Below are 23,919 nucleotides of genomic sequence, written 5' to 3'. Positions count from 1 at the left end.
CATGGGGAGCTACACGATTCCGAACGTCGTCGAGCGGACCCCGCAGGGCGAGCGGTCCTACGACGTGTTCAGCCGGCTGCTGTCGGAGCGGATCATCTTCCTGGGCACCGAGATCGACGACGGCGTGGCCAACGTCGTCATCGCGCAGCTGCTCCACCTGGAGTCGTCGGCCCCGGAGAGCGAGGTCGCGGTCTACATCAACTCCCCCGGCGGCTCGTTCACGTCGCTGATGGCGATCTACGACACGATGACGTTCGTCCAGGCGCCGATCTCCACGTTCTGCGTCGGGCAGGCGGCCTCCACGGCTGCCGTGCTGCTGGCCGGCGGGGACCCGGGGCGGCGGTTCGTGCTGGAGCACGCGCGGGTGCTGCTCGGCCAGCCGGCCAGTGGCGGGCGGCAGGGCACGGTCTCCGACCTGGCGCTGCAGGCCAAGGAGATGGTCCGGATCCGCTCGCAGGTCGAGGAGGTGCTGGCCCGGCACACCCACCACGACGTGGCGACGCTGCGCGCGGACATGGACCGCGACAAGGTGTTCACCGCCGAGGAGGCCGTGGCGTACGGGCTGGCCGACGAGGTGCTCAGCCGGCGGCTGGCGCGGGTGTGAACACCGGGGCGGCGCCTCGCGGTCCGCGGGGCGCCGCTCCGTACGGCGGTCAGGCCGCCAGGCACATCCCGTCGAAGCGGGCACCGGACGCGCCGGGACCCCGGCCGGCACCGGTGTGCCGGGAGGCGAGGCGGACCAGCTCTCCCTGGGCCCGCGCCAGCAGGTCGCCGAGGCCCAGTCCGAGGGCGCCCGCGGCGGCGGCCAGCACCTCCGAGGAGGCCTCCTTGCGGCCGCGCTCCACCTCGGAGAGGTACGGCATGGAGATGCGGGCGGACTCCGCGACCTCCTTCAGGGTGCGTTCCTGGGCGAGGCGTTCACGCCGCAGGATGTCACCGACCAGATCGCGCCACAGGGGCTCCCGGGCGGCGGGGCGCCGTCGTTCCGGGGCGAGGGGCGGGGCTGCGGGCGGGGCGGCGGGGCGGGCCTGTGGGCGCTGGGCCCGGGGTCGGATGGGAATGACGCGGGCTTCGTTCGGCACGTGGCTGGTCACCTCCTCAGCCTAGGAGCCCGGCGGGGCGGGGAAAGGGGGCGGCGTTCAGCCCAGAGGGAAATCTCCGGGTGCCGGTCGCGGTGCGCGGGACTACCCTGAGGACTGGACGCAGCACTCCGCGAAGGCGCCGCGGCACCCGCTTTCCGCCACCCGTGAAAACGAGAGGCATGTGCCGCAGCGACCCGGGTACCCGCAAGCGCGGGAAAAACCTAGGGAGACGCCGAACCGTGACTTTCGTGGGAGAGGTAATGGAGACCGCCGTGATCCGGCCCAAGGCACAGGTCGTCGAGGAGACCACCGGGAGCGGGACGGGTGACGGGACACTGCCGGGTGTCGTGGACCCCCGCACCGTGGCTCCGCGTGACGCACGGCAGTTGTCGCGCCAGTTCTTCCAGCGGCTGTCGGAACTCGAAGAGGGCACGCACGACTACCAGTACGCGCGCAACACGCTGATCGAGATGAACATGTCGCTCGTGCGGTTCGCCGCCGGCCGCTTCCGCGGTCGCGGGGACGACATGGACGACATCGTCCAGGTCGGCATGATCGGCCTGATCAAGGCCATCGACCGGTTCGAGCTGACCCGCGAGGTCGAGTTCACCTCCTTCGCCGTGCCGTACATCGTCGGTGAGATCAAGCGCTTCTTCCGGGACACCTCGTGGGCGGTGCACGTGCCGCGGCGGCTCCAGGAGCTGCGCGTCGAGCTCGCCAAGGCCCGCGAGGAGCTGTCCTCGCGCCTGGACCGCGAGCCCACCGTCGCCGAGCTCGCCACGCTGATGAACATCGGTGAGAACGAGGTGATCGAGGGCCAGATCGCCTCCAACGGCTACAACTCCTCCTCGCTGGACGCGGCACTGACCGGCGACGGGCCCGAGAGCGGCGAATCGGTGCTGGCCGACTTCATCGGTGTCGAGGAGGACGGGCTGCGGCTCGTCGAGGACTTCCACTCGCTCGCCCCGCTGATGGCCGAGCTCAGTGAGCGCGACCGGCAGATCATCCACATGCGGTTCGTCGAGGAGGCCACCCAGGCCGAGATCGGCGAACAGCTCGGCTGCTCGCAGATGCACGTGTCCCGGCTGATCAAGCGGATCATCACCCGGCTGCGCGAGGGCATGCTCGGCGAGCTGGGCTGCGCCTGAGACCTGCGCGAGGGAGCGCTCAGGCCTCGGTGAGCGGCACCTGGGCGGTGACCCGCTTGCCGACCGGTACGCGTTCGACGACGACCGCCTCGGCCAGGGCGTGGACGATCTCCAGACCGTGCCGGCCGACGCGCTCGGGATCGCGGGGGTAGCGCTCGGGCACCGCACCGCTGCTGTCGTAGACGGTGACGGCCACCGAGGCGGGTGTGCCCTCCAGCTCCAGGACGTACGGCCCCTTGCTGTGGCGGTCGGCGTTGGTGACCAGCTCGCTCACCACGAGCAGCACCGCGCCGTCGGCCCGCGGGCCGACGGTGGCGCACCACTCGGTCCTGAGCTGGTCGAGGAAGAGCGAGGCGAAGGAACGTGCCTGCGCTATGCACCCCGGTTCACCGGAGTAGTGTGCCGCCCGCCTCAGCGGTTCAACGGGTACGTCGAAACCAGTCGGTATCACTGCCCCGTCCAGGTACTCGGTCATGCGTTTCTCTCTCGGAAGCCGGACTGGCCGGACGTGTCTGCACCTGCCCTCGTACCCCGGGTCCGGCGTCGCACTCCCCGTGTCCTCGTACTGCGGGCATCGTCACAGTGGCGCGGGGAACCCGAAGGCACGGGAGAGGGTGCGGGAAGGGTGCGCGATGAACGAACTGATGGCCGCACGAAGCCTCACCACCCGGCCGGTGGTCACCCTCGGCGGCGATGCCGTCGCCCACGTCAAGGACACCGTATGCGACGCCGACGCGAGCCGGATCACCGGTTTCACCCTGACCGGACGGGGACTGTTGTCGGGGCCGCTGAAGGAGGGCCTGCCCTGGCCGTCGGTGTACGCGCTGGGGCACGACGCGGTGATGATCCGCGACCGGCGGGGCCTGGTGAGCGCCGCGGCCATGACGGCGCACCAGCAGACGCTGCGGGCCCGGGTGCTGGGGGCGCGGGTCCTCACGGAGGCCGGTGACGAGCTCGGCACCGTGCTCGACGTCGTGGTGGAGGGCGGAACCGGGGGGCGGGTCGTCGGCTTCCGGGTGGCGGCGAGCAGACGGTTCGTTCCGGGGCACACCCGGCACCGGCGGCGGGTGTACGTGCCGCGCGGTGAGTCGCTCAGGGTCGCCGGCCGGTCCCTCGTCCTGCCCGGGGAGGCCGCCCGGCACGTCGCCGACGACCTCTCCGGTCTGACCGCCCTGGTCGGCGGTGTGCCCGGCCGCTGGAAGGGCTCCCTGCCGTGATGCTGTTCACCGAGGTGCGGGGACTGCCGGTGACGGTGCCGGACCGGGCCGGACCGCTCGGCACCGTGACGTGCCTGACCGTCGACGCCGCGTCCGGGGCGGTGAGCCACGTCCGGCTGCGGGGCGGCCGCTTCCGCGGGGAGACGGCGCTCCCCTGGGACGCGGTGCACGCGATCGGCCCGGGGGGCGTCCGGGCCGGTCCCGCCGACGCGGTGGGCACCGCCCCGCCCTGCCACGACCTGCTGGGCCGCCGGGTCCTGACCGAGGCCGGCACCGAGCGGGGCACGGTGCTGGACGTGGCCTTCGACACGGAGACGGGGCGCCTCCTCGCGCTCTTCACGACCCGGGGCGAGGTACCGCCCGACCGGCTGCTGGGCCTGGGCGACTACGCCGTCGTCGTCCGGACGGGCTGAGCGCCATCGCGCCGAGTGATTCCTCGGAGCGCGGGCAGGCCGGACCGGCGCGCGGAACCCGTGGGCGCCCGTGTGGGCTGGGCGGTACGTGGACGGGGCGGCCGACGGGGGAGCTTGTGCATCCGTGCATCCGCGTGTCCGTACATCCGTGCGTCCGTGCATCCGCCGCGCGGGCGCACACGGGCTGGGCGGCACGTGGACCGGCTGGCGACGGGCGGTACGTGGACCGGTCGGCCGGCGGCGCGGTCCGCTCGCGCATCCGCGCATCCGCGCATCCGCGTGTCCGGCGGACGCGGACGGTCCTGTCGGCGCGCGCCCCGGGCCGGGGCTGCTTAGCGTGGCAGCGTGAGTTCGCGAACCCCACCCGGCACCTCCGGATCGGCGGTCGCCCGTCATGGCTGGCCGCAGGCCCTGGTCACCGTGGTGACCGGGCTGGTCGCCATGTGGGTCGTGGCCGCGCTGGGGCTGTGGGCGGCCGGCGCCGCGGACCTGCCCGACAACGCCTTCCCCCGGGTCGTCACGGCGACCGTCGTCACGGCCGTGGGCGGGGCGCTGGAAGTGTCCGGCGACGCGGGAGGGTTCGCCGAGACCGACGCGGGCCTGACCGTGCTGCCGCTGTCCGTGACACTGACCGGCGCGCTGGTCGTCGCCCGGGGCTTCCTGCGGCCGTTGCGGCACCGGGCGGTCGCCGGTGCGACGGAGCTGGCCGGCTGGGCCGGCCGGATCGCCGTTCTGTGGCTGCTCGCCCTGCTGGGGCTCGCCTTCGCGGCCCGCCAGACCTTCGAGGTGTCCCTCGGCGAGGGCATTCTCGACGACCTCGGCGACCTCTTCGGGATCGCTCCGAGGGTCGGCTTCACCACGGACGTGCCGCTGACCGTCCTCTTCGGGCTGCTGTGGCTGGCCGGTGTGCTCGTGCTGGCCCTGCTGGTCTCGCGCGGGGCACCGCTGCCCGGGCGGCTGCTGCGCCTGCACACCTCGGTGCGGCCGGCGGCGTACGCGATGGTGGCGCTGCTGCTCGCGTACGTCGTCGTCGGCGCCGTGGTGGGGCTGGTCGTCGCCGGGACGAGGGGGCACCCGGCGGACACCTTCGCGGTCCTGCTGCTCGGCCTGCCGAACCTGGCGTGGCTCGCGCTCACGGTCGGCCTCGGTGCCACGTGGGACGGGCGCGTGGAAGGGCCGTTCGGGCTGCCGATGCCGCACGTGCTGGACGAGGTGCTGCGCACGCCGGACGTCTCCGCCCTGAACCTGGGGACGCTCACCGAGCACGACGGGCGGTGGTGGTGGCTGCTGGTCGTCGCGGCGGTCCTGCTCCTGGCGGCCGGATTCGTTCTCGCGTGCCGCTCCCCGGCCGGGATGCCCGCCTGGCTGCACGCCGTGCACATGGCCGTCGCGCTGGCGCTCACGGTCCTCATGATCGGCCTGGTCGGCCGGATCTCCGCGCACTACGGCCTGTCGGTGCTCGGCGTCGGCGACCTGGGCGGTGGGCTGTCCGGACAGCTGTTCCTGCGCCCCCGGCTGTGGGCCGCGGTCGGTCTCGCCCTGGCGTGGGGGCTGGTCACCGGATTCGCCGGGGCACTGCTGGCGCGGTGGGCGGGCCGACGGCGCGACGGGGTTCCGGCGGGACCCTAGGACGGACGCTCGGGCGCGGGCGGCTCAGGCGACGGGTACGACGAGGGGCGGAGCGGCCCGCTGCATGCGCAGGGCGTCCACAGACTCGGCCATCAGCTCGTATTCGGTGGTGTCGTCGCTGGTGGCGATGCGCACCAGGCGCCCCGCGGCCAGCTCGTCGGCGACCAGTTCCTGCTGGACGTCGTCGGCACACCAGGTGCGCAGCACGCGCGGCACGTCGGGTGCGTCGTCGGCGACCGGAGTCAGGGCGCCGCGCGGTAAGTGGGGGGTGTCGGGCTGCGGGTCGAGCCGCTCGGCGATCCAGGAGGCCCGGTCGCGCAGCCACCACAGGGCGAGGGCGAGGGTCGGGGCCCGGTAGGTCCCCAGCGGTACTCCGATGCGCCGGCCGTCACAGACACCGTAGGCGGTGACATGGCACAGGAACTCGTCGTGCACTGCTCCCCTCCCCCGTCGCGCAGTCCGCCTGCCGGTCGGGCGTGACGTCCGTGCGGCTCGTGTGCTGTGCGTGAGGGCGCCGTCGCGTGCGGTGAGACGCCCTGTAGGTGAGTATGTTCACTACTGAACCACTGTCACCATGAATTTCCGGCCAGTCTCCTGGCATATTCACGGCCGCCGGTGGCCGAAACAGCGCGTCGCGGGGTGTGGGCAGGGCGGCGGTACCGGAGGGCCCCGGTCCGCCGGGCATACCGAGGATCCCGGAGGCGGGCCGCCGCCTCCGGGATCGCGTCCGCTTCCCTGCCGGTTCTCTACGTCGTGTTCCCTGCCGGTCCTCTACTTCGTGACGATCTCGTCGATCCGGGCCAGTTCGTCGGCCCCGAAGTCCAGGTTCCGCACGGCCGCCACGCTGTCCTCCAGCTGCTGCGGGCTGCTCGCGCCGACCAGGGCGGAGGTGACCCGGCCCTCGCGCAGGACCCAGGCCAGCGCCATCTGGGCCAGGGACTGCCCGCGGGACCCCGCGATGTCGTTCAGAGCGCGCAGCCTGCCGACCAGCTCCCCGGTGACCGCCTCCGAGTCGAGGAAGGGGCTGTCGCTCGCGGCGCGCGAGTCCTCGGGGATGCCGTCGAGGTAGCGGCCGGTCAGCAGGCCCTGCTCCAGCGGGGAGTAGGCGATGGAGCCGGTCTCCAGCTCGTCGAGGGCGTCGAGGAGGCCGCTGGTCTCGGGGCGGCGGTCGAGCATGGAGTAGCGCGGCTGGTGGATCAGCAGCGGAGTGCCCAGCCCGGCGAGGATGCGGGCGGCCTCACGGGTCTGCTCCGGCGAGTAGTTGGAGACGCCCACGTACAGCGCCTTGCCCTGCTGCACCGCCGTGTGCAGGGCGCCCATCGTCTCCTCCAGGGGAGTCTCCGGGTCGGGGCGGTGCGAGTAGAAGATGTCGACGTACTCCAGGCCCATGCGGGACAGGCTCTGGTCGAGGGAGGCGAGCAGGTACTTGCGCGAACCCCACTCGCCGTACGGGCCGGGCCACATCAGATACCCGGCCTTGGTGGACACGACCAGCTCGTCGCGGTACGGCGCGAAGTCGGCTTTCAGCGCCTCACCGAGGGCGGACTCGGCGGAGCCGGGCGGCGGGCCGTAGTTGTTGGCGAGGTCGAAGTGGGTGACGCCGAGGTCGAAGGCGCGGCGCAGGATGGCGCGCTGGGTCTCGACGGGGCGGTCCGGGCCGAAGTTGTGCCACAGGCCGAGCGAGAGCGCGGGGAGCTTCAGGCCGCTGCGTCCGGTGCGCCGGTAGGGCATGTCCGCGTAGCGGTCGGGGTGTGCGGTGTACAACGCGACTCCAGAGGGGTTGGCACCCGAGGTACGGGAGGTATGGGAGGTACGGGCTTGTGCGGAACCGCGTCCCACTCTGGCGTGACCTGCGGACAGTGGTCCAACAGAAGAATCCGATGGGATTGTGCGGCTACGCTTCTGAGTCATGGAACTGCGTCATCTCCAGCACTTCGTGGCGGTCGCCGAGGACCAGCACTTCACCCGCGCGGCCGAACGGCTGCTGGTGTCCCAGTCCGGCCTGTCGGCGTCCATCCGGGCGCTGGAGCGGGAGCTGAGGGCGCCGCTGTTCGTGCGCACGACCCGCCGGGTGACGCTGACGGAGGCCGGGCGGGCGCTGCTGGGCGAGGCCGAGCGGATCCTCGCACAGGTGCGGTCGGCGCACGAGGCCGTCGCGGCGGTGCAGGGCGTGCTGCGCGGCACGCTGTCCCTGGGGACGGAGCAGTGCATCGCCGGGGTGCCGGTGGCGGCGCTGCTGGCCGCGTTCCGCCGGGAGCACCCGGACGTGGAGATCCGGCTGCGGCAGGCGGGCTCGGGCGAGCTGGCGGAGGAGGTCGCGGCCGGTCGGCTCGACCTCGCCTTCGCCTACCGGACGCAGGAGGACACGGACCAGCTGCGGTCCGTGTCGCTGGCCGGCGAGCCGATGACGGTGCTCTGCCACCCCGGGCACCGACTGGCGGCGCACGGCGCGGTGCTGGCCCCGCGGGACCTCGCCGACGAGGTGTTCGTCGACTTCCACCCCGACTGGGGCCCGCGCCGCGTCACCGACACCGCCTTCGCCGCGGCCGGAGTGCGGCGGACCGTCGCGCTGGAGGTGAACGACGTCCACGGTCTGCTCGACCTGCTCGACGAGAACCTCGGCATCGCGGTCGTGCCGCGCCACTTCCGGCACAAGCGGGCCTCCCTCACCTCGCTGCCCCTCAAGGACGGCGACGAGAGCGCGTACGAGACCATCGCCCTGCTGCCGCCCGTCCAGGCCACCAGCCCGGCGGCGCGGGCGCTCATGGCGCTGCTGGAAACGGCGAGCGGCTGAAGGCGGACTGCGCGATGGTGGACGCATGCATGCGAAGGACATCCTCATCGAGGCCTACGGCCGCATCCAGGAAGAAGTCCACGCCGCCGTCGAGGGCCTGGGCCCCGACGGCCTGAACGCCCGCCCGGCCGACGACGCCAACTCCGTCGCCTGGCTGGTCTGGCACCTCACCCGGGTCCAGGACGACCACGTCGCCGACGCCTTCGGGCTCGAACAGGTGTGGCTCGCCGGGGACTGGGAGAAACGCTTCGGCCTGGGGCTGCCCCGCGAAGACACCGGGTACGGGCACAGCCCGGCGCAGGTCGGGAAGGTCCGGGTCGACTCCGCCGGCCTGCTGACCGGGTACTACGACGCGGTGCACGAGCAGACGCTCGGGGCCCTGCGCTCCCTGGCCGCCAAGGACCTGGAGCGGATCGTGGACGAGAACTGGGACCCGCCGGTCACGCTCGGCGCGCGCCTGGTCAGCGTCCTGTCCGACGATCTCCAGCACGCCGGACAGGCCGCCTATGTGCGCGGGCTCGTTCAGAGCGCCGAGGCGTAGCCCGGCAGGACCACGTCCTCGATGAGGGCCTTGCGCTCGTCGAAGGGGATGAAGGCGCTCTTCAGCGCGTTCACCGTGACCGTGCGCAGGTCTTCCACCGTCCAGCCCGCCTGCTCGACCAGCAGGGACATCTCGCGGGTCATCGTCGTGCCGGAGACGAGCCGGTTGTCGGTGTTGAGGGTGACGCGGAAGCCGAGGTCCTTGAGCGCCGTGATCGGGTGCTCGGCGATCGAGGTCGCGGCGCCGGTCTGGAGGTTGGAGGTCGGGCACATCTCCAGGGCGATCCGGCGGTCGCGGACCCAGCCGGCGAGCCGGCCGAGCTTGCCGGCCGCCAGGTCGGGGATGTCGTCGGTGATGCGCACGCCGTGGCCGATGCGCTGGGCACCGCACACCTGGAGGGCCTGGTGGATGCTGGGCAGTCCGTGCGCCTCGCCGGCGTGGATGGTGAACGGCACGTTCTCGCGGCGCAGGTGCTCGAAGGCGTCGAGGTGGTCGGCGGGCGGGAAGCCGTCCTCGGCGCCCGCGATGTCGAAGCCGACGACGCCCGCGTCCCGGAAGGCGACCGCGAGGTCGGCGGTCTCCCGGGTGCGGTCGAACATCCGCATGCCGCACAGCAGGGTGCCGACACGCACCGGCGTACCGGCCGCCGCCGCCTTGGCCATGCCGGCCGCCAGCCCCTCCTGGACGGTCTCGACGACCTCGGCGAGGGTGAGGCCGCCCTTCAGCATCAGCTCGGGGGCGTAGCGGACCTCGCCGTAGACGACGCCGTCGGCGGCGAGGTCGAGGACGTACTCCTCGGCGGTGCGCAGCAGGCCCTCGCGGCTCTGCATCACGGCGAGGGTGTGCTCGAAGGTCGCGATGTAGCGCACCAGGTCCCCGGAGTTGGCGGCCTCGTAGTACCAGGCGGCCAGTTCGTCGGGATCGGTGGTGGGCAGGGTGTGGCCGACGGACCCGGCCAGTTCCACGACGGTCGCGGGGCGCAGGCCGCCGTCGAGGTGGTCGTGCAGGACCGCCTTGGGGAGGCGGCGGAGGGTTTCGGCGTCTATGCGCGTAGATGACATGAGTGGTTGTTCCTCGGCGGGTCGGTGAGCGATAGGCGGGGACGGTCAGGCGGCGGGCTGGAGCAGGTCCCAGCGGTTGCCGTACAGGTCCTGGAAGACGGCGACCGAGCCGTAGGGCTCGTGCCGGGGCTCCTCCAGGAAGGTCACGCCGGCGGCCGCCATCCGGGCGTGGTCGCGGGCGAAGTCGTCGGTGTACAGGAAGAACCCGACGCGTCCACCCGTCTGGTCGCCGACCCGGGCCCGCTGCCGCTCACCCTTGGCCCGGGCCAGCAGCAGAGCGGTGCCGCCGCTCCCCGTACCGGGCTCGACGACCACCCAGCGGGAGCCGTCGGGCCGGGCGGAGTCCTCGGCGAGACGGAATCCGAGGGCCTCGGTGTAGAAGCGGATCGCCTCGTCGTAGTCGTCGACGACGAGGGCGACCAGGGCGATGTGCGGCATCGGGACCTTTCGGGACGGCGATTGACCGGAGAGGTTATACGTAAAACCCATCGGACGCCAGTCCTCGGTCCTAGGCCCTGTCGTCAAATTCCCGTCGTCCGCCCGGAGGGCGGGCCCGGCGGCGTCTGGTGCGTGCGATCGCAAGGCGCCGGAGCGTCCTCGTGGCGGAGCCACGTGGGCGATTCGGCAACGCGGCGAGCGTGCGTGCCAGGCGTCGCCGGGCAGGCGGGAATTTGACGACAGGGCCTAGGCCTCGGGTACGAGGGGCAGGACCGTCCCGGGCCCGAGGCGCGGGCACGGCCCGTTCCCTTACCGTCACGGCCATGAAGATCACCGCACCGCCGCGCGATCCGGGGCAGCGCCGGCAGGACGTGCTCGACCGCCTGGAACGCGAACTGGACATCTGGGTGGCCACGGCGGACGCCGACGGCGTGCCGTGCCTGGTCCCGCTGTGGTTCGTGTGGCACGAGGAGTCGGTCTGGCTGTGCACCCGGCGCACCAACCCGACCGGCCGCAACCTGCGGGGCGGGGGCCGGGTCCGGCTGGCGTTCGGGCACACCCGGGACGTCGTGCTGATCGACGGCGAGGCGGAGACGTTCGGCCTGCGGGAGGCGCCCTCGGCGGCGGACGCGTTCGCCGCGAAGACCGGCTGGGACCCGCGCGGGGACAGCGCGTCGTACGCCTGGTTCCGGGTGCGGCCGTACGCGGTCCAGGCGTGGCACGAGGAGCGCGAGCTGAAGGGGCGGCACATCATGCGGGACGGCGCCTGGATCGTCTAGGGGCTGTGCTTCGGATCGGGCCGCAGGGAAAAGACGGTGCTGGTCAGTGCCGGTGAGCGGGGTCTGGTGCGTGCGGCTGCCAGGCGGAGGAGGGCGCCGGGGCGCAGTCGTGGCAGCCGGCGACAACGCGGCTGGGGGCACCCCCCACGCCCTTCAGGCAGTGGGCGAGTGCGTGCCGGCCCCCGCGTCTGCGGCATGGTCCGAACGACAGCCCCTGGGAACTCAGCCGGTCCGGGCGGCGTCGAGCCGCGCGAGTTCCTCGTCGGTGAGCCGGAGGGCGCCCGCGGCGACGTTCTCGGCGAGGTGCCCGGGGTCGCCGGTGCCGGGGATGGCGAGGACGTTCGGGCCCTGCTGCAAGGTCCAGGCGATCCGGACCTGCGCGGGGCTCGCGCCGTGCACCCGGGCGACCTCGCGGACCTCCTCCTCGTGATCGGCTCCGGCGCCGCGCGGGCCGGCCTCGCCCGCGAGGGCGTAGAACGGCACGAAGGCGATGCCCTGTTCGCGGCACCGGGCGAGCAGTTCGTCGGTGGCGGGGTCGTGGAAGCCGAGGCCGTACCGGTTCTGCACGCAGACCACGGGCGCGATGGCCTGCGCCTCGGCGAGGTGGCGCGGCTCCACGCCGGAGACGCCGAGGTGACGGATCAGGCCCGCCGCGCGCAGTTCGGCGAGGGCGCCGAAGTGGTCGGCGATCGACTCCTGCCGCATGCGGCGCAGGTAGACGACGTCGAGGTGGTCGCGGCCCAGTTGACGCAGGTTCTCCTCGACGTGGGCGCGCAGGTCCTCGGGACGGGCGGAGGTGCCCCACGCCCCCGACCACTCCCGGTACGGGCCGACCTTGACCGCGATCACCAAGTCGTCGGCGTACGGTGCCAGCGCGCTGTTGATCAGCTCGTTGGCGGAGCGCAGGGACGAGAAGTAGAACGCGGCGGTGTCGATGTGGTTGACGCCGAGTTCGACCGCCCGGCGCAGGACGGCGAGGGAGCGGTCGCGGTCGCTCGGGGTGCCGAAGTGGAAGGCGGCGCTGCCCGTCAGCCGCATCGCGCCGAGGCCGACGCGGCGGACGGGCAGGTCGCCGAGGTGCCAGGTGCCGGCGGACTCCGCGGTGATCGTTTCCGAGGTCATCGGCGGAGTGTCGCACACCCCCGGCGAGGGTCAGCAGTACAGATTGCCGCCCGGTGAGACACCGAGGATCTGGCTGAACTGCTGGTACTTGCTGACGCGGCTCTGGACCTGCGCGGGGTTCTTGCCGTCGCACTCCAGGGAGCCGTTGATGGAGCGGATCGTCTGACCGAAGCCGGCACCGTTGACCATGGCGTTGTGCCCGGTCATGCTGCCGGGCCCGGACTGGGTGTTCCAGTACCACAGGGCGGTCTTCCAGGCGACGGCCGAGTCGTTCTGCACCAGCCAGGGGTTGTTCAGCAGGTCGATGCCGAGGGCGTCGCCCGCCGCCTTGTAGTTGAAGTTCCAGCTGAGCTGGATGGGGCCCCGCCCGTAGTAGGCGGCCTGGCCGGCCGGGCAGCCGTAGGGCTGGTTCCAGTCGCAGTAGTGCGGGTAGTTGGCGGTGTTCTGCTCGACGATGTGCACGAGTCCGCCGGTCTCGTGGCTGACGTTGGCGAGGAAGGCGGCTGCCTCCTGCTTCTTCACCGTGTCGCTGCCGGTGTTGGCGAAGCCCGGGTAGGCGCTGAGCGCGGCGGTGAGGCCGCTGTAGCTGTAGAACGAGTTCCTGCCCGGGAACATCTGGTTGAACTGCGCCTCGGTCACCACGAAGTTGCCGACCGGCGTCTCGGAGCCGCCGTCGCAGGCGTACGGCTCCCAGTACCAGGTGCTGATCAGCGGGTCGTAGCCCGGGTTGGCGTGCTCGGCGATGTACGCCTTGCCGTCCGTGTAGCGGACGATGTCGCCGGTGTCGTAGTTCGCGTCGGCCGACCAGGCGGGGTAACTGGAACAGGAGGCGGCGGACGCCTCGGTGGCGGGCAGGAAGGCGGGGACGGCTCCCGCGAGGGCGAGTGCGGTGACCACGGCGGATATACGGCGCCTCGACACGGCTGCCTCCTTCGGCGGAGCACGGCCGCTCCCGTACCAGGGAAGGGAGAAGCGGAGCCCTGGGCGCGCGCCGGCCGGACCGGCCACGGCGTCGGGGGCGGCCGTGGTGGGGGGTGTTGGAGGCACACTCAACCGCGTTGGTCTGTACCAGTCAAGGGTTTAGACCAGTCCAACCCGGCCGGTTCTCGGCCGGGTTGAACGCGAGTCATCGGACCGGTCAGCCCAGCGGCTTCTTCAGGACCGCCTTGCGGTGACTGAAGGTCTCGATGGAGTACCGCCCGTGATAGTTGCCCATGCCGCTCTCCCCCACACCGCCGAACGGCAGGTCGGAAATGGTGAGATGGGCCAGCGGCAGCCCGTGGCCGAGACCGCCGGAGGAGGTCTCGGCGGCGAACCGCTCGCGCGTCCCGTCGGACTCGCTGAAGACGTAGAGGGCCAGCGGCTTGTCGCGGTCGTTGACGAAATCGATCGCCTCGTCGAGTCCGGACACGGTGACGACCGGCAGGATCGGGCCGAAGATCTCCTCCCGCATCACCAGCGCGTCGGGCGCGACGTCGGCGAGCACGGTCGGCGCGATGTACTTCCGCGACCGGTCGCTGCCGCCGCCGACGACCACCCGGCCGGAGTCCAGGAGGCCGGTCAGCCGGTCGAAGTGGCGCTCGTTGACGATCCGCGCGTACTCCCCGGACCGCGCCGGCTCGCTCCCGTACAGCGCCTCGACGGCACGGACCAGCGCCGGCTCCAGGGCGGCGGCGGTCTCGGGGTCGGTCAGCACGTAGTCGGGCGCCACGCAGGTCTGGCCCGCGTTGAGGAACTTGCCGGCGGCCAGCCGTGCGGCGACGGCGTCGAGGTCGGCGTCGCGGTCGACGAACGCCGGGGACTTGCCGCCGAGTTCGAGGGTGACCGGGGTGAGGTGCTCGGCGGCGGCACGCATGACGATGCGGCCGACCGTGCCGTTGCCGGTGTAGAAGATGTGGTCGAAGCGCTCGGCGAGCAGAGCCGTGGTCTCGGGAACGCCGCCCTCGACGACGGCCACCGCGTCGGTGTCCAGGTAACGCGGCAGCAGGCGGGCCAGCGCGGCGGAGGTCGCCGGGGCCAGCTCGCTGGGCTTGGCGACCACCGCGTTGCCCGCGGCCAGCGCGCCGACGAGCGGGGCGAGCAGCAACTGGGCCGGGTAGTTCCAGGGCGCGATGACGAGGACGACGCCGAGGGGGTCGTACTGCGTCCAGGCGGTGGCGTCGGCGCCGAGGTGGGCCGGGACCGGGGCGGGCTCGGGGCGCAGCCAGTCGTCGAGGTGACCGAGGGTGTGGTCGATCTCGCGGACGGTGAAGCCGATCTCCGTGCGCTGGGCCTCGGCGGCGCTCTTGCCGAGGTCGGCGTGGAGGGCCGCCTCCAGGTCCGGGCCGTTCTCCGTGAGCAGGGCGCGCAGCCGGCGCAGCTGGCCGGTGCGCCACTCGACGGGCTTGGTACGGCCGGTGCGGAAGGTGGCGCGCAGCCGGGCGACGGCGTCGGCGGGCTGCTCGGGGGCGGGGTGGTTCACGGGTGCCTCGCTGGCGGTTGGAAGACGTCGACAGTGTGGATGTGTGTGGATGTGTGTGGATGTAATAGCCAACATTTCAGGTACCGAAATACATTCCCGTGCCGCACCCCTCGCTCCGGGACGCCCTCGTCGCCGAGGCCCGCCGGCTCGCCGACCGGACTCCTCACCCCGTCAGCCCGGCCGCGCGGACCGCCTCGATGTGACCCGGGGGCACGACGTCCCCGTCGACGCGCTGCGCGACGGCGGCGCCGGGGCCCCGGACCGGGTGGCCCGGGAGGTCGCCGAGATCCTGGCCGGCGCCCGCTGCTCCACCTGGTTCGTGCAGACCCAGCACCACACGCCGGTACGGCTGCCACCAAGGCGGCTCCCGGACTCCCCGCGCGCGAAAGCCCCGGGTGCAGGTGCGCGCCGCCGCCGAACGTGACGGCGTGCGCTTCGACGGCACCGTTCCCTGGTACACCGGCTGGGGCCTGAACGACGTGATGCTGCTCGCGGGTGCGACCGAGGCGGACGAGGTGTGTTCGCCTTCACCGACGCCCGCGAGCAGCCGGGGCTGCGGCCGTCACCGCCCATGCGGCTGGCCGCGCTGACGGCGGCCCGGACGGTGTCCGTACGGCTCGACGGCCTGTGGGTGCCGGAGGAGGCGGTGGTGCTGCGTGCACCTCGGGAGGAACTCGCCCGGACCGACACGCCTCGCAGCACCAACACCTCCCCGGCCGTCTTCGGAGTGGCCCGGGCGGCACTGGACCTGCTCGCCCGCGCTCCGGACGGGGCCGCGCCGGCCGAGGCGCCGCGGGCACAACTCGACGAGGTCAGGTCGCGGGCCTACGCGCTCGCCGACCATCCCGTCCCGCACGAGCACGTCGAGGAGCGGCTCGCGCTGCGGACCCGGGCGTACGACGTCATGCGGGCGGCCACGACCACGGCCGTGGTGGCCGGGGGCGGGCGGGCGACGAGCCTCGACGACCCGGCCCAACGGCTCGCGCGCGAGGGGATGTTCCTGCTGGTCCACGGCCAGACGGCACCGGTACGCCGGGCACACCTGGCAGCGCTGGCACGGCCCTAGCGGTGGCCGGCCGCGTCACCGGGACGTGCTCACTTCTCTTCGCGGCCCTGAACGACCACCAGGAAGGCGTCCGACTTCAGGTCCATGACGACGGTCGCGGGCTCACCCTGGGCACGCCGGCGTGCGGCGTACTCCTCCGCCGGCCACGAGCCGCGCGGCGAGCCCGCGGGGAACCGTTCCAACACCTTCGCACCCATGGCGGCGGCCACCTCCGCTGTCGCTGTGTCCCGGACGTCTCCGGTCGTTCGCCTGCCCGCGATCCGCGTGGACATGTCCAGCCCGCACACTCCCCCCTCCGCAGGCCGCTCCCCGACTACACATAAGGGAGAAATAAGAGCAGAATGGACGCGTGCGGCGCTACCGAAACCGCACCGACGGCCCGGTCAGTCGAAGGAGACGAATCATGGCCAACGTCTCGCACCCCCGAGGTGACATCTCCAGTCACCCCGACGCCCCGGAAATGCAGGAGCGTTACGCTCGCATGCTCGGCGGCCGCGATGTGGCACTCGTGGACGGGCCGGTGTTCCTGCTCGGCCTGTACTGCGCCGTGTCCCCGTGGATACTCCACTTCACCACCAGCCAGCCCGCACTCGTGGCCCACAACCTGATCATAGGAATCGCCATCGGCCTGCTGGCCCTGGGATTCACCCGCGCTCCGGAACGCATGTACGGCCTCAGCGGTGCGATGTGCGCGATGGGGATCTGGATGATCATCTCGCCGTGGATCGTCGGCACCGACCCGGACGCCGGCGTCATCTGGAACAACATCATCATCGGCGCTCTGACCCTGGCCCTGGGGACGGTGTGCGCCGCCACCGCGGCGAAGAGCATGCGCAGGCCCTGAACACGAGGGAGGAACACCGAAGGCCGGCCCGCTCCAGCGGGCCGGCCCTCGCACGCTCCTACGACCGGCGCCGCGGACTACGCGCGCCCGCAACGGGCACACGCCCTACTGCGGGGGTCTTGACATGGAGGGGCGGAGATGGAAGTAGACGGCATCATCAGTGCCATCGTCATCGGAATCGTCATCGGCGTGCTGGGCCGGCTCGTGGTCCCGGGCCGTCAGCGCATCGGAGTCCTGTGGACGATCCTCGTCGGCATCGTGGCCGCGCTGATCGGTTCGTGGGTCGCGGCGGCCTTCGGCGTGGCCGACACGGACGGCGTCGACTGGGTCGAGTGGCTCATCCAGATCGGTCTCGCCGCGCTCGGCGTGGCCGCGCTGGACCGGTCGAGGGCCCGCACCCGGCGCTGAGCGAACGGGACACCTGCCCGCGGGACCGCCGTCACCGGCCGGCGAGCCACTGTTCGTACCAGCTCACGGTGGCGTCCACGGTGTCCGTGAGCGGCGTGGGAACCGCGCCGAAGGCCCGCTCGAAGGCGGTGGAGTCCATGATCTGCGGCTCCGTGTGCTGGTAGAACATCTCCGCGTACTCGGCCATGAACTGTTCGTCGAACGGGCCGAAGGGGCGGGGCTCGGACAGCACCACGACGTTCAGCGGCCGGCCCACACGCTTCTCGATCATCGTGTGGATCTCACTCGTGCTGACGGCGGGCGCGGTGGGCAGGTGCCATACGCGGCCGTCGCCCTCGGGCCGGTCACCGAGCGTGGCGAGGCCGGCCGCGACGTCCCGGATGTCGGTGTAGCTGTGCCGCAGACCGATGTCGCCGATGCCCACCACATCGCCTCCCGTGAGGGCTCCCGGGAAGACGGCGGCACCGAGGGACGAGTTGAGCACCCCGGGGCCGACGAAGTCGGCGCTGCGACCGAGGGCGACGCGGGCCCGGCCGGCCCGGTGCGCGGACAGATAGCGCTCGTCGAGCTCGGCGCGCATCCGGCCCTTGCGGCTGGTCGCCAGCCACGGACTGTCCTCGGTCATCACCGCTCCCCCGGTCTCGCCGTACGGGTAGAGGGTGTCGAGCACGACGAGCCGGGCTCCGGTCGCCTCGACGGCGGCGAGGACGGCCTCCTGGACGCGCGGCATCACCTCGGTCTGGAGGTGATAGCCGACGTTGACGCAGTGGTGCACCACGGCGGCTTGCTCTGTCGCGGCCCGCGCACCCTCGACCGTGCTCACATCGGCGGCGAACCGCTCGACGCCCTCGATCGCGGGGCCGTCGCCCTTGCGGTCGACGAGCCGGACGCGGTGGCCCCGGCGCACCAGCTCACGGGCGAGTTCGGTGCCGGCGGGGCCCGATCCCAGGACGGTGTGCGGGGCGGGCGACTGCGACTGCGGGGTGGCGGCGGACATGACGGTCCCCTTCTCTCGGTTCTCCGGGTGCGTCTGCGAGAGCGGACCGCAAGGGGCGGTAGCTCTTGTTAGAGACTGTAACTCTCGCGATTAGCCGTAGCAAGAGAGGGGCGGCATAGGCTGCCGGTGAGGATCACATCGCCGAGGAGGGCCGGGCCCATGGTTGTGAAGGACGTCGAACTGCCGCACCTGCGTCGCTGCGTGGAGCTGGCGGCCGAGGCGCTGGCGGCGGGTGACGAACCGTTCGGGTCGGTACTGGTCGGCGGGGACGGCGAGGTACTGGCCGAGGACCGCAACCACGTGGCCTCCGGCGACCGCACCCGCCACCCCGAGTTCGAGCTCGCGCGCTGGTCCGCCGCCCACCTCACCCCCGAGGAGCGGGCCGCCGCCACGGTGTACACGTCCGGCGAGCACTGCCCGATGTGCGCCGCCGCCCACGCGTGGGCCGGCCTGGGGCGCATCGTGTACGTCGCCTCGGCGGAACAGCTCGGTGGCTGGCTGACGGAGCTGGGCGTCCCCGCGCCCCCGGTGCGGACGCTGGCGGTGCGGGAGGTGGCGCCCGGGGTGGCGGTGGACGGCCCGGTACCGGAACTGACCGGGGAGATTCACGCGCTGCACCGCCGGTTCCACACGGGGCGGGCCTGAGCGGCAGCGGAGGATCGGGCGGCGGCGAGGGCGGGGCGCGCGGGCCCCGGCCCGGGTGACCTGCTCGTGTCGGGTACGCCGCCGGGGCACCGCCTTGCCGTCCGTCCGGCCAGCCGGCACGCATGGCCTCAGTCGGCTCCCGTGCCGGTTCTGTGGCGCCGTGCCGGTTCCCGGCTTCCCTTGCCGGCCCCGGTTTCCCGGGTGGCCCCCCGGGCAGCGCGCGCACCGTGCCGCCGGGCGGGCCGCTCTGCCGAGGAGCGCCGCCGGAGGGCGACCGCGTTCAGCGCCCCGGCAGTCCGGCGGCATCGGCGCGTCCCGGCCGTCCCGCGTGCGTGCCCCCGGGACGGCCGGCCACCGTCGGTCAGGTTCGGGCGCCCGGCCGGAACCGCCGGTAGAGGACGGCGCCGCCCAGCACGAGCGCGGCGCCTCCCGCGAGGGCGGGCAGCGCCTGGTCCGCACCGGTGTGGGCCAGGGACGCCGACTCCCTCGGCGGGGCCGCGACGTGCGGGGACGGTTTCGGCTCGGCGTGCTCCTTCTCGGGCGCCGACGGCTCGGGCTCCGGCCGTGCGGGGGGCTCGGCGGGCTCGGGCTCGTCACCGGGGCCGTTCGTCGACTCGTTGCCGACGGCCGGGTTGCCGATGCCGACGACGTTGACGCTGTTGCCGCTGACGTTCACCGGAAGGTGCACCGGCAGCTGGACGCCGTTGCCGGAGAGCACGCCCGGCGAGTCCTCGGCGCCGCCCTCGGCGACCGCGCCTCCCGACGCACCGGCCCCCTCGGAGGATTCCTTCCCCTTGTCCGCCGTACCGTTCGCCCCGGTGTTGGCGCAGCTGTTGCCCGCGGCCGGGTTGAGGAGCCCCACCACGTTCACCGTGTTCCCGCACACGTTCACCGGGACGTCCACCGGGAGCTGGACGGTGTTGCCCGAGATCAGCCCCGGCGAGCCGGCCGCGGAACCGTCCGCGGCGGCGCCGTCGGACGCGAACGCGGCGTACGCCGGCATCGTCACGGCCAGCGCGCCGGTGGCCGCGACGGCGAGCACACCGTTTCGGGTAACCCTTCTCATGAGTTTCCCTGCCTTCCAGACTTGGTCACGGGCAGGCGCCCGCACCGGTTAAAACGCGGACGCACCATCCGAGTTATGGCTAATAGTCCTTTCACCCCATCGAGTGACCGTTTTGTCGAACTGGTGGCAAAGCACCCACAGGCCTCGTCCGGAGGCGAGCCGTCCGGGGCCCGCTTATGGTGAGCGAGGGCGCCGAGCACCGGTCCGCGACGGGGCGCCCGGGAGGCATCGATGCTGGCCAAGCTGGAGTCCCGGCCCTCGGTCCGGCACTGTGCGGTCACCGGCGCGCTCGGGCTGGCGCTGCTGGTCGCGGGACTGCCCGCCGCGACCGCGAGGGACACCGGGCCCGACCTGTCCCGGTTCTACGACCAGAAGGTCAAGTGGTCGGCGTGCGAGGACATGGAGGCGCCGGAGGACCTCCAGTGCGGGAAGGTCACCGTCCCCCTCGACTACGACCGGCCCAAGGGCAGAACGCTCGATCTCGCACTCGCCCGCTACCGGGCGACCGGTGACAAGCGCGGCTCGGTGCTGCTGAACTTCGGCGGGCCCGGCGGTTCCGGCGTCGACGAACTCGTCGGCGGCGGCAAGGACTTCATGCACCTGACCAACGGCTACGACGTGGTCACCTTCGACCCCCGCGGCGTCGGCCGGTCCTCACCGGTCACCTGCGGCCCGGCCACCGTCGACATCATCGAGGCGACCGACGGGGACGAGAAGCTCACCGAACCGCGGGACGTGTTGCGGCGGCTGCGGGAGGCGGCGGCCGACTGCGCGAAGCACTCCGGCCCGGTCCTGCCCCACATAGGCACGGTCGAGGCCGCGCACGACATGGACGTGATGCGCCAGGCGCTCGGCGACGACCGGCTCAACTACCTCGGCTTCTCCTACGGGACCCGGCTGGGCGCGGTCTACGCCGCCAGGTTCCCGGACAAGGTCGGGCGGATGGTGCTGGACGGCGTGGACACCCTGACGGAACCGCTGACCGAGCAGGGCCTGGCCGGAGCGCGAGGACAGCAGACGGCGCTGGAGAACTTCCTCGACTGGTGCGCGGAGGACATCGCCTGTCCGTTCGGGCAGGACACGCGGCGGGCCCGACGCCTGGTCGAGCAGGTCATCGCGTCGCTCGACTCGGACCCGGTGCCGACGGCGTTCGGCGAGCCGTTCTCGGGTCAGGACATGGTGGGCGCCATGGGCCAGGCCCTCTACAGCAAGGAGCTGTGGCCGTCGCTTCAGCGGGCGCTCGCACAGCTGATGGAGGGCGGCGACACCAGCGGCCTGCAGGGTTTCGTGTCCGGCGGCGTGACCTTCCCGGTCCGTGCGCAGGCGCGTGCCGGGAACGGGGAGAAGGCGGGTGCCGGCCTCACCGACCCGGAGGACGTCCCGATGGACAACCTGCCGGCCGCGCTGATGGCGATCAACTGCGCGGACGACCCCGACCGGCCCTCCGCCGGCCAGGTCGCCGAGTCGCTGGGCCGGCTGCGCGCCCGGTACGAGGAGGCGTCGCCGGTCTTCGGCCGGTACCGGCTCACCCAGGTACTGATGTGCCACGGCCGCCCCAAGGGCACCGACTACATCCGTGAGGACGTGAAGGACCTCGACACCGCGAAGATGCTCCTCGTGGGCACCCGTGGCGACCCGGCCACGCCGTACCGCTGGACCGAGGAGACGGCCGAGCGGCTCGGGCCCTCGGCCGTGGTCCTCGACAACAAGGGCGAGGGGCACACGGGCTACGCGTCCTCCGAGTGCGTGCACCGCAAGGTCGACGACTTCCTGCTGTACGGCTCCCTGCCGCCCGACGGCAGCTCCTGCGGCGGCGAGGCTTCCCAGGGCCGGGACGACTGAGGCCCCGGACGTTTGAGGCCCGGACGTTTGAGGCCTGGGCGTATGAGGCCTGGGCGTATGAGATGGATTGCTCCGAATGCCCCACACGTCCGTCCGTCTTATCGTGCTGACATGGAGCACGATCTGAGTCCCGCCGCCCTCGCCGAACTCCGGCGCCCCCGCCCCTACCCGGCCGTGTCCGTGCTGACGCCGACGCACCGCCGCGAGCCGGACAACGCCGGTGACCCCGTCCGGCTGCGCAACGCGGTCGCCGAGGCCAAGAAGCAGTTGCAGGACGACCCGGCGGTCACCCGTGAGCGCCGCATGGAGGTGTCCCGGGAACTCGACCGGGCCCTGGCGGAGGTCGACCTCTCGCACACCGAGGACGGCCTGGCGATCTTCGCAGCGCCGGGTGAGCACCAGGTCTGGACCCTCACCCGTTCCGTCCCGGAGCGCGTCGTCCTCTCGGACACCTTCCTGACCCGCAACCTCGTCGCCGCGCAGGCCGCCGAGCGGCCGTTCTGGGTGCTGTCGGTCGCCGCCGACCGGGTCACCCTGTGGAGCGGCGGGGCGGGAAGGGTCGTCGAGGACCGCACCGGCGGATTCCCCATGGACCGCCCGCCGCTGGACTTCGACCCCGAACGCATGGAGCGGATCGGCGACTCGCCGAGCACCTTCCGGGACGAGAACACCCGCCGGTTCCTGCGCGACGCCGACACCGAGATGGGCCGGGTCCTGCGCGCGCACCCCCGGCCGCTGTACGTCACCGGCCCGCAGCCCGCGCTGTCCGTGCTGGAGGAGACCGGGAACACCGTGCGGGACGCGGTGCTCGTCCCGCACGGAGGCCTCGCGCACGGCACGGCCGACGCCGTGTGGCAGGCGGTGGCGCCCGTACTCGACGACGAGGCGCGCGGCTCCGTCGAGGACGTCGCCAGGGAACTGGACGCCGCCCGCGGGCGCAAGGACTTCGCGGCCGGCGTCGACGAGCTGTGGGAGAGCGCGCACACCGGCCGGGTCCGGCTGCTGGCCGTCGAGGAGAACTTCAAAGTGACGATGCGAGACGACGGCGAACACCTGCTCCCGGCGTACGACGGCGATCTCGACGCCCGCGAGGACATCGTGGACGAGATCGTCGAGCAGTGCCTGGAGACCGGCGCGGACGTCCGCTTCGTCCCGGACGGGGCGCTCGGCGAGGTGGAGGGCATCGCGGGCGTACTGCGGTACTGACGCCCGCACCTGCGTGCGGCACCCCGCCCCTCTTGACGACCGTGAAACCCTGTTCGCGGTACACGTACCCGCGCTCCGCGGGTGCGCCGCGGACGGGGAAGGAGCCGGCGGAGCGTGAGCGAACTTCTGGGTGTGGCGGTGCTGGGCGCGGGACACATGGGCGCCGACCACGTACGGCGCCTCGACCGGGTGGTGAGCGGCGCCAGGGTCGCCGCCGTCGCGGACCCCGACGCCGAACGGGCGAAGGCGGCCGCGGGCGGGATCGACGGAGTCGTGGTGCACACGGACGTCGAGGCCGCGCTGGACGGGCCGGGCGTGGAGGCCGTGCTGATCGCCTCGCCCGGCGAGGCGCACGAGGAGGCTCTGCTGGCCGCCTTCGCGCGAGGGCTGCCGGTGCTGTGCGAGAAGCCGATGGTGCCGGACTCCGCGGGCGCGCTGCGCGTGGTGGAGGCGGAGGCACGGCTGGGCCGCAGGCTGGCGCAAATCGGGTTCATGCGGCGCTACGACGCGGAGTACCGGCAGCTGAAGTCGCTGCTGGACGGCGGGCGGCTGGGCCGGCCGCTGATGCTGCACTGCGTCCACCGCAACGTGTCCTCCCCGCCGCACTTCACCTCCGGGATGCTGGTCACCAGTTCCGTCACGCACGAGATCGACGCGGCCCGCTGGCTGCTCGGGCAGGAGCTGACCGCGGTGACCGTCCTGCGGCCGCGTCCGTCGGCGGGAGCGCCCGAGGGACTGCTCGACCCGCAGTTGGTGCTCTTCGAGACCGAGGGGGGCGCCCTGGTCGACGTGGAGATCTTCGTCAACTGCGGCTTCGGCTACGAGGTGCGGTGCGAGGCCGTCTGTGAGGCGGGCAGCGCCCGGATCGGGGACGCGCACGCCATGGTGGTGACGGCGGCGGGCGGTGCCCGTGAGGAGGTGCCGCAGGACTACCTCGTGCGGTTCGCGGACGCCTACGACCGCGAGGTGCAGGACTGGGTCGACGCCACCCGGCGGGGACGGGTCACCGGACCGGGTGCCTGGGACGGGTACGCGGCGTCCGCGGTCGCCGAAGCGGGCGTGCGGGCGCTGGAGACGGGGTCGCGCACGCCCGTCGGTCTGGCACCCCGGCCCGCGCTGTACGACGCGCCTTAGAACAGGGGTCCACCGAACATGCGGGC

At 72.8% G+C, this 23,919-nt stretch carries 28 protein-coding genes; 16 read left to right on the top strand and 12 right to left on the bottom strand.

Features of this window, described 5'->3' with window-relative positions:
* Window position 1: 1 nt before the first annotated feature.
* Window positions 2-604, top strand: coding sequence for a ClpP family protease (locus AMK11_RS34565; RefSeq protein WP_073732083.1), 603 nt, complete (start codon window positions 2-4; stop codon window positions 602-604).
* A 49-nt stretch (window positions 605-653) separates the two neighbouring features.
* Here AMK11_RS34565 and AMK11_RS34560 read toward each other — a convergent pair whose 3' ends face one another.
* Complete coding sequence (locus AMK11_RS34560) at window positions 654-1,094, bottom strand: helix-turn-helix domain-containing protein (protein WP_073732082.1); 441 nt, start codon at window positions 1,092-1,094, stop codon at window positions 654-656.
* A 248-nt stretch (window positions 1,095-1,342) separates the two neighbouring features.
* Between AMK11_RS34560 and AMK11_RS34555 the strand changes: the two genes are divergently transcribed.
* The gene (locus AMK11_RS34555) at window positions 1,343-2,230 is read left to right on the top strand and encodes an RNA polymerase sigma factor SigF (RefSeq protein WP_073732081.1); all 888 of its coding nucleotides are present in this window, start codon (window positions 1,343-1,345) and stop codon (window positions 2,228-2,230) included.
* 19 nt (window positions 2,231-2,249) lie between these two features.
* Here the strand turns inward: AMK11_RS34555 and AMK11_RS34550 are convergent, their stop codons facing one another.
* The gene (locus tag AMK11_RS34550; protein ID WP_073732080.1) at window positions 2,250-2,705 is read right to left on the bottom strand and encodes an ATP-binding protein; all 456 of its coding nucleotides are present in this window, start codon (window positions 2,703-2,705) and stop codon (window positions 2,250-2,252) included.
* Between the two features lie 157 nt (window positions 2,706-2,862).
* Here AMK11_RS34550 and AMK11_RS34545 point away from each other — a divergent pair, with 157 nt between their 5' ends.
* The 3 genes from AMK11_RS34545 to AMK11_RS34535 all read left to right on the top strand — a co-directional run bounded on the left by AMK11_RS34545 (window position 2,863) and on the right by AMK11_RS34535 (window position 5,489).
* On the top strand, window positions 2,863-3,447 hold the full coding sequence (locus AMK11_RS34545) for a PRC-barrel domain-containing protein (protein WP_073732079.1): 585 nt from the start codon (window positions 2,863-2,865) through the stop codon (window positions 3,445-3,447).
* The gene (locus tag AMK11_RS34540) at window positions 3,444-3,860 is read left to right on the top strand and encodes a PRC-barrel domain-containing protein (protein ID WP_073732078.1); all 417 of its coding nucleotides are present in this window, start codon (window positions 3,444-3,446) and stop codon (window positions 3,858-3,860) included. Before AMK11_RS34545 ends, AMK11_RS34540 begins: the two co-directional genes overlap by 4 nt.
* 345 nt (window positions 3,861-4,205) lie before the next feature.
* Window positions 4,206-5,489: a streptophobe family protein gene (locus AMK11_RS34535; RefSeq protein WP_198941535.1), complete on the top strand. Its 1,284-nt coding sequence runs from the start codon at window positions 4,206-4,208 to the stop codon at window positions 5,487-5,489.
* A gap of 24 nt (window positions 5,490-5,513) precedes the next feature.
* Here AMK11_RS34535 and AMK11_RS34530 read toward each other — a convergent pair whose 3' ends face one another.
* A complete protein-coding gene (locus tag AMK11_RS34530; protein ID WP_073732076.1) occupies window positions 5,514-5,924 on the bottom strand; it encodes a hypothetical protein in 411 nt (136 codons plus the stop codon).
* A gap of 336 nt (window positions 5,925-6,260) precedes the next feature.
* Window positions 6,261-7,253 (bottom strand): L-glyceraldehyde 3-phosphate reductase, encoded by a 993-nt coding sequence (gene mgrA, locus AMK11_RS34525; RefSeq protein ID WP_073732075.1) that lies wholly within the window; start codon window positions 7,251-7,253, stop codon window positions 6,261-6,263.
* Window positions 7,254-7,398: 145 nt separating this feature from the next.
* On the opposite strand from mgrA, the gene AMK11_RS34520 reads away from it, so the two are divergent.
* Window positions 7,399-8,283 carry a LysR substrate-binding domain-containing protein gene (locus AMK11_RS34520; RefSeq protein WP_073732074.1) on the top strand — a complete coding sequence of 295 codons (885 nt, stop codon included), beginning with the start codon at window positions 7,399-7,401 and terminating at the stop codon, window positions 8,281-8,283.
* Between the two features lie 25 nt (window positions 8,284-8,308).
* Window positions 8,309-8,824, top strand: coding sequence for a mycothiol transferase (locus AMK11_RS34515; protein WP_073732073.1), 516 nt, complete (start codon window positions 8,309-8,311; stop codon window positions 8,822-8,824).
* Here the strand turns inward: AMK11_RS34515 and AMK11_RS34510 are convergent.
* Both AMK11_RS34510 and AMK11_RS34505 read right to left on the bottom strand, forming a co-directional pair.
* Window positions 8,806-9,885: an adenosine deaminase gene (locus AMK11_RS34510; RefSeq protein ID WP_073732072.1), complete on the bottom strand. Its 1,080-nt coding sequence runs from the start codon at window positions 9,883-9,885 to the stop codon at window positions 8,806-8,808. The two genes, AMK11_RS34515 and AMK11_RS34510, sit on opposite strands and share 19 nt — an antisense overlap.
* 45 nt (window positions 9,886-9,930) lie before the next feature.
* On the bottom strand, window positions 9,931-10,323 hold the full coding sequence (locus AMK11_RS34505) for a VOC family protein (protein WP_073732071.1): 393 nt from the start codon (window positions 10,321-10,323) through the stop codon (window positions 9,931-9,933).
* Window positions 10,324-10,646: 323 nt separating this feature from the next.
* On the opposite strand from AMK11_RS34505, the gene AMK11_RS34500 reads away from it, so the two are divergent.
* A complete protein-coding gene (locus tag AMK11_RS34500; protein WP_073732070.1) occupies window positions 10,647-11,102 on the top strand; it encodes a pyridoxamine 5'-phosphate oxidase family protein in 456 nt (151 codons plus the stop codon).
* A gap of 222 nt (window positions 11,103-11,324) precedes the next feature.
* On the opposite strand, the gene AMK11_RS34495 is transcribed toward AMK11_RS34500, so the two are convergent.
* From AMK11_RS34495 to AMK11_RS34485, 3 genes are all read right to left on the bottom strand, one after another.
* Window positions 11,325-12,224: an aldo/keto reductase gene (locus tag AMK11_RS34495; RefSeq protein ID WP_198941534.1), complete on the bottom strand. Its 900-nt coding sequence runs from the start codon at window positions 12,222-12,224 to the stop codon at window positions 11,325-11,327.
* 30 nt (window positions 12,225-12,254) lie between these two features.
* Window positions 12,255-13,145 (bottom strand): glycoside hydrolase family 19 protein, encoded by an 891-nt coding sequence (locus tag AMK11_RS34490; protein WP_073732068.1) that lies wholly within the window; start codon window positions 13,143-13,145, stop codon window positions 12,255-12,257.
* Window positions 13,146-13,362: 217 nt separating this feature from the next.
* A complete protein-coding gene (locus AMK11_RS34485; RefSeq protein ID WP_073732067.1) occupies window positions 13,363-14,685 on the bottom strand; it encodes an aldehyde dehydrogenase family protein in 1,323 nt (440 codons plus the stop codon).
* A gap of 199 nt (window positions 14,686-14,884) precedes the next feature.
* On the opposite strand from AMK11_RS34485, the gene AMK11_RS39300 reads away from it, so the two are divergent.
* Together AMK11_RS39300 and AMK11_RS34480 are read left to right on the top strand one after the other, a co-directional pair.
* Window positions 14,885-15,109, top strand: coding sequence for a hypothetical protein (locus AMK11_RS39300; protein WP_383584237.1), 225 nt, complete (start codon window positions 14,885-14,887; stop codon window positions 15,107-15,109).
* 93 nt (window positions 15,110-15,202) lie between these two features.
* Complete coding sequence (locus AMK11_RS34480; RefSeq protein ID WP_383584234.1) at window positions 15,203-15,751, top strand: hypothetical protein; 549 nt, start codon at window positions 15,203-15,205, stop codon at window positions 15,749-15,751.
* A gap of 29 nt (window positions 15,752-15,780) precedes the next feature.
* Here the strand turns inward: AMK11_RS34480 and AMK11_RS38295 are convergent, their stop codons facing one another.
* Window positions 15,781-15,948, bottom strand: coding sequence for a hypothetical protein (locus tag AMK11_RS38295; RefSeq protein WP_198941533.1), 168 nt, complete (start codon window positions 15,946-15,948; stop codon window positions 15,781-15,783).
* A 206-nt stretch (window positions 15,949-16,154) separates the two neighbouring features.
* Here AMK11_RS38295 and AMK11_RS34470 point away from each other — a divergent pair, with 206 nt between their 5' ends.
* Window positions 16,155-16,595: an SPW repeat protein gene (locus tag AMK11_RS34470; RefSeq protein ID WP_073732065.1), complete on the top strand. Its 441-nt coding sequence runs from the start codon at window positions 16,155-16,157 to the stop codon at window positions 16,593-16,595.
* A gap of 138 nt (window positions 16,596-16,733) precedes the next feature.
* Window positions 16,734-17,003, top strand: coding sequence for a GlsB/YeaQ/YmgE family stress response membrane protein (locus AMK11_RS34465; RefSeq protein ID WP_073732064.1), 270 nt, complete (start codon window positions 16,734-16,736; stop codon window positions 17,001-17,003).
* Window positions 17,004-17,034: 31 nt separating this feature from the next.
* On the opposite strand, the gene AMK11_RS34460 is transcribed toward AMK11_RS34465, so the two are convergent.
* On the bottom strand, window positions 17,035-18,000 hold the full coding sequence (locus AMK11_RS34460) for an SDR family oxidoreductase (protein ID WP_073732063.1): 966 nt from the start codon (window positions 17,998-18,000) through the stop codon (window positions 17,035-17,037).
* A gap of 159 nt (window positions 18,001-18,159) precedes the next feature.
* Here AMK11_RS34460 and AMK11_RS34455 point away from each other — a divergent pair, with 159 nt between their 5' ends.
* Window positions 18,160-18,645, top strand: coding sequence for a nucleoside deaminase (locus tag AMK11_RS34455; protein ID WP_073732062.1), 486 nt, complete (start codon window positions 18,160-18,162; stop codon window positions 18,643-18,645).
* Between the two features lie 361 nt (window positions 18,646-19,006).
* On the opposite strand, the gene AMK11_RS34450 is transcribed toward AMK11_RS34455, so the two are convergent.
* Entirely contained in the window at window positions 19,007-19,711 is a 705-nt protein-coding gene (locus AMK11_RS34450) for a chaplin (RefSeq protein ID WP_079187880.1), read from the bottom strand.
* A gap of 231 nt (window positions 19,712-19,942) precedes the next feature.
* On the opposite strand from AMK11_RS34450, the gene AMK11_RS34445 reads away from it, so the two are divergent.
* The 3 genes from AMK11_RS34445 (at window position 19,943) to AMK11_RS34435 (ending at window position 23,893) form a co-directional block, all read left to right on the top strand.
* Window positions 19,943-21,553, top strand: a complete 1,611-nt coding sequence (locus AMK11_RS34445; protein WP_073732060.1) for an alpha/beta hydrolase — start codon at window positions 19,943-19,945, stop codon at window positions 21,551-21,553.
* 111 nt (window positions 21,554-21,664) lie between these two features.
* Window positions 21,665-22,759 carry a baeRF3 domain-containing protein gene (locus AMK11_RS34440; RefSeq protein WP_073732059.1) on the top strand — a complete coding sequence of 365 codons (1,095 nt, stop codon included), beginning with the start codon at window positions 21,665-21,667 and terminating at the stop codon, window positions 22,757-22,759.
* A 114-nt stretch (window positions 22,760-22,873) separates the two neighbouring features.
* Window positions 22,874-23,893 (top strand): Gfo/Idh/MocA family protein, encoded by a 1,020-nt coding sequence (locus tag AMK11_RS34435; protein ID WP_073732058.1) that lies wholly within the window; start codon window positions 22,874-22,876, stop codon window positions 23,891-23,893.
* Window positions 23,894-23,919: the final 26 nt, after the last annotated feature.

The organism is Streptomyces sp. CB02414 (assembly GCF_001905385.1).
Classification (GTDB): domain Bacteria; phylum Actinomycetota; class Actinomycetes; order Streptomycetales; family Streptomycetaceae; genus Streptomyces.
The sequence above is the reverse complement of the archived record's forward strand: the minus strand, read 5'-3'. Positions and strand labels throughout refer to the sequence as shown.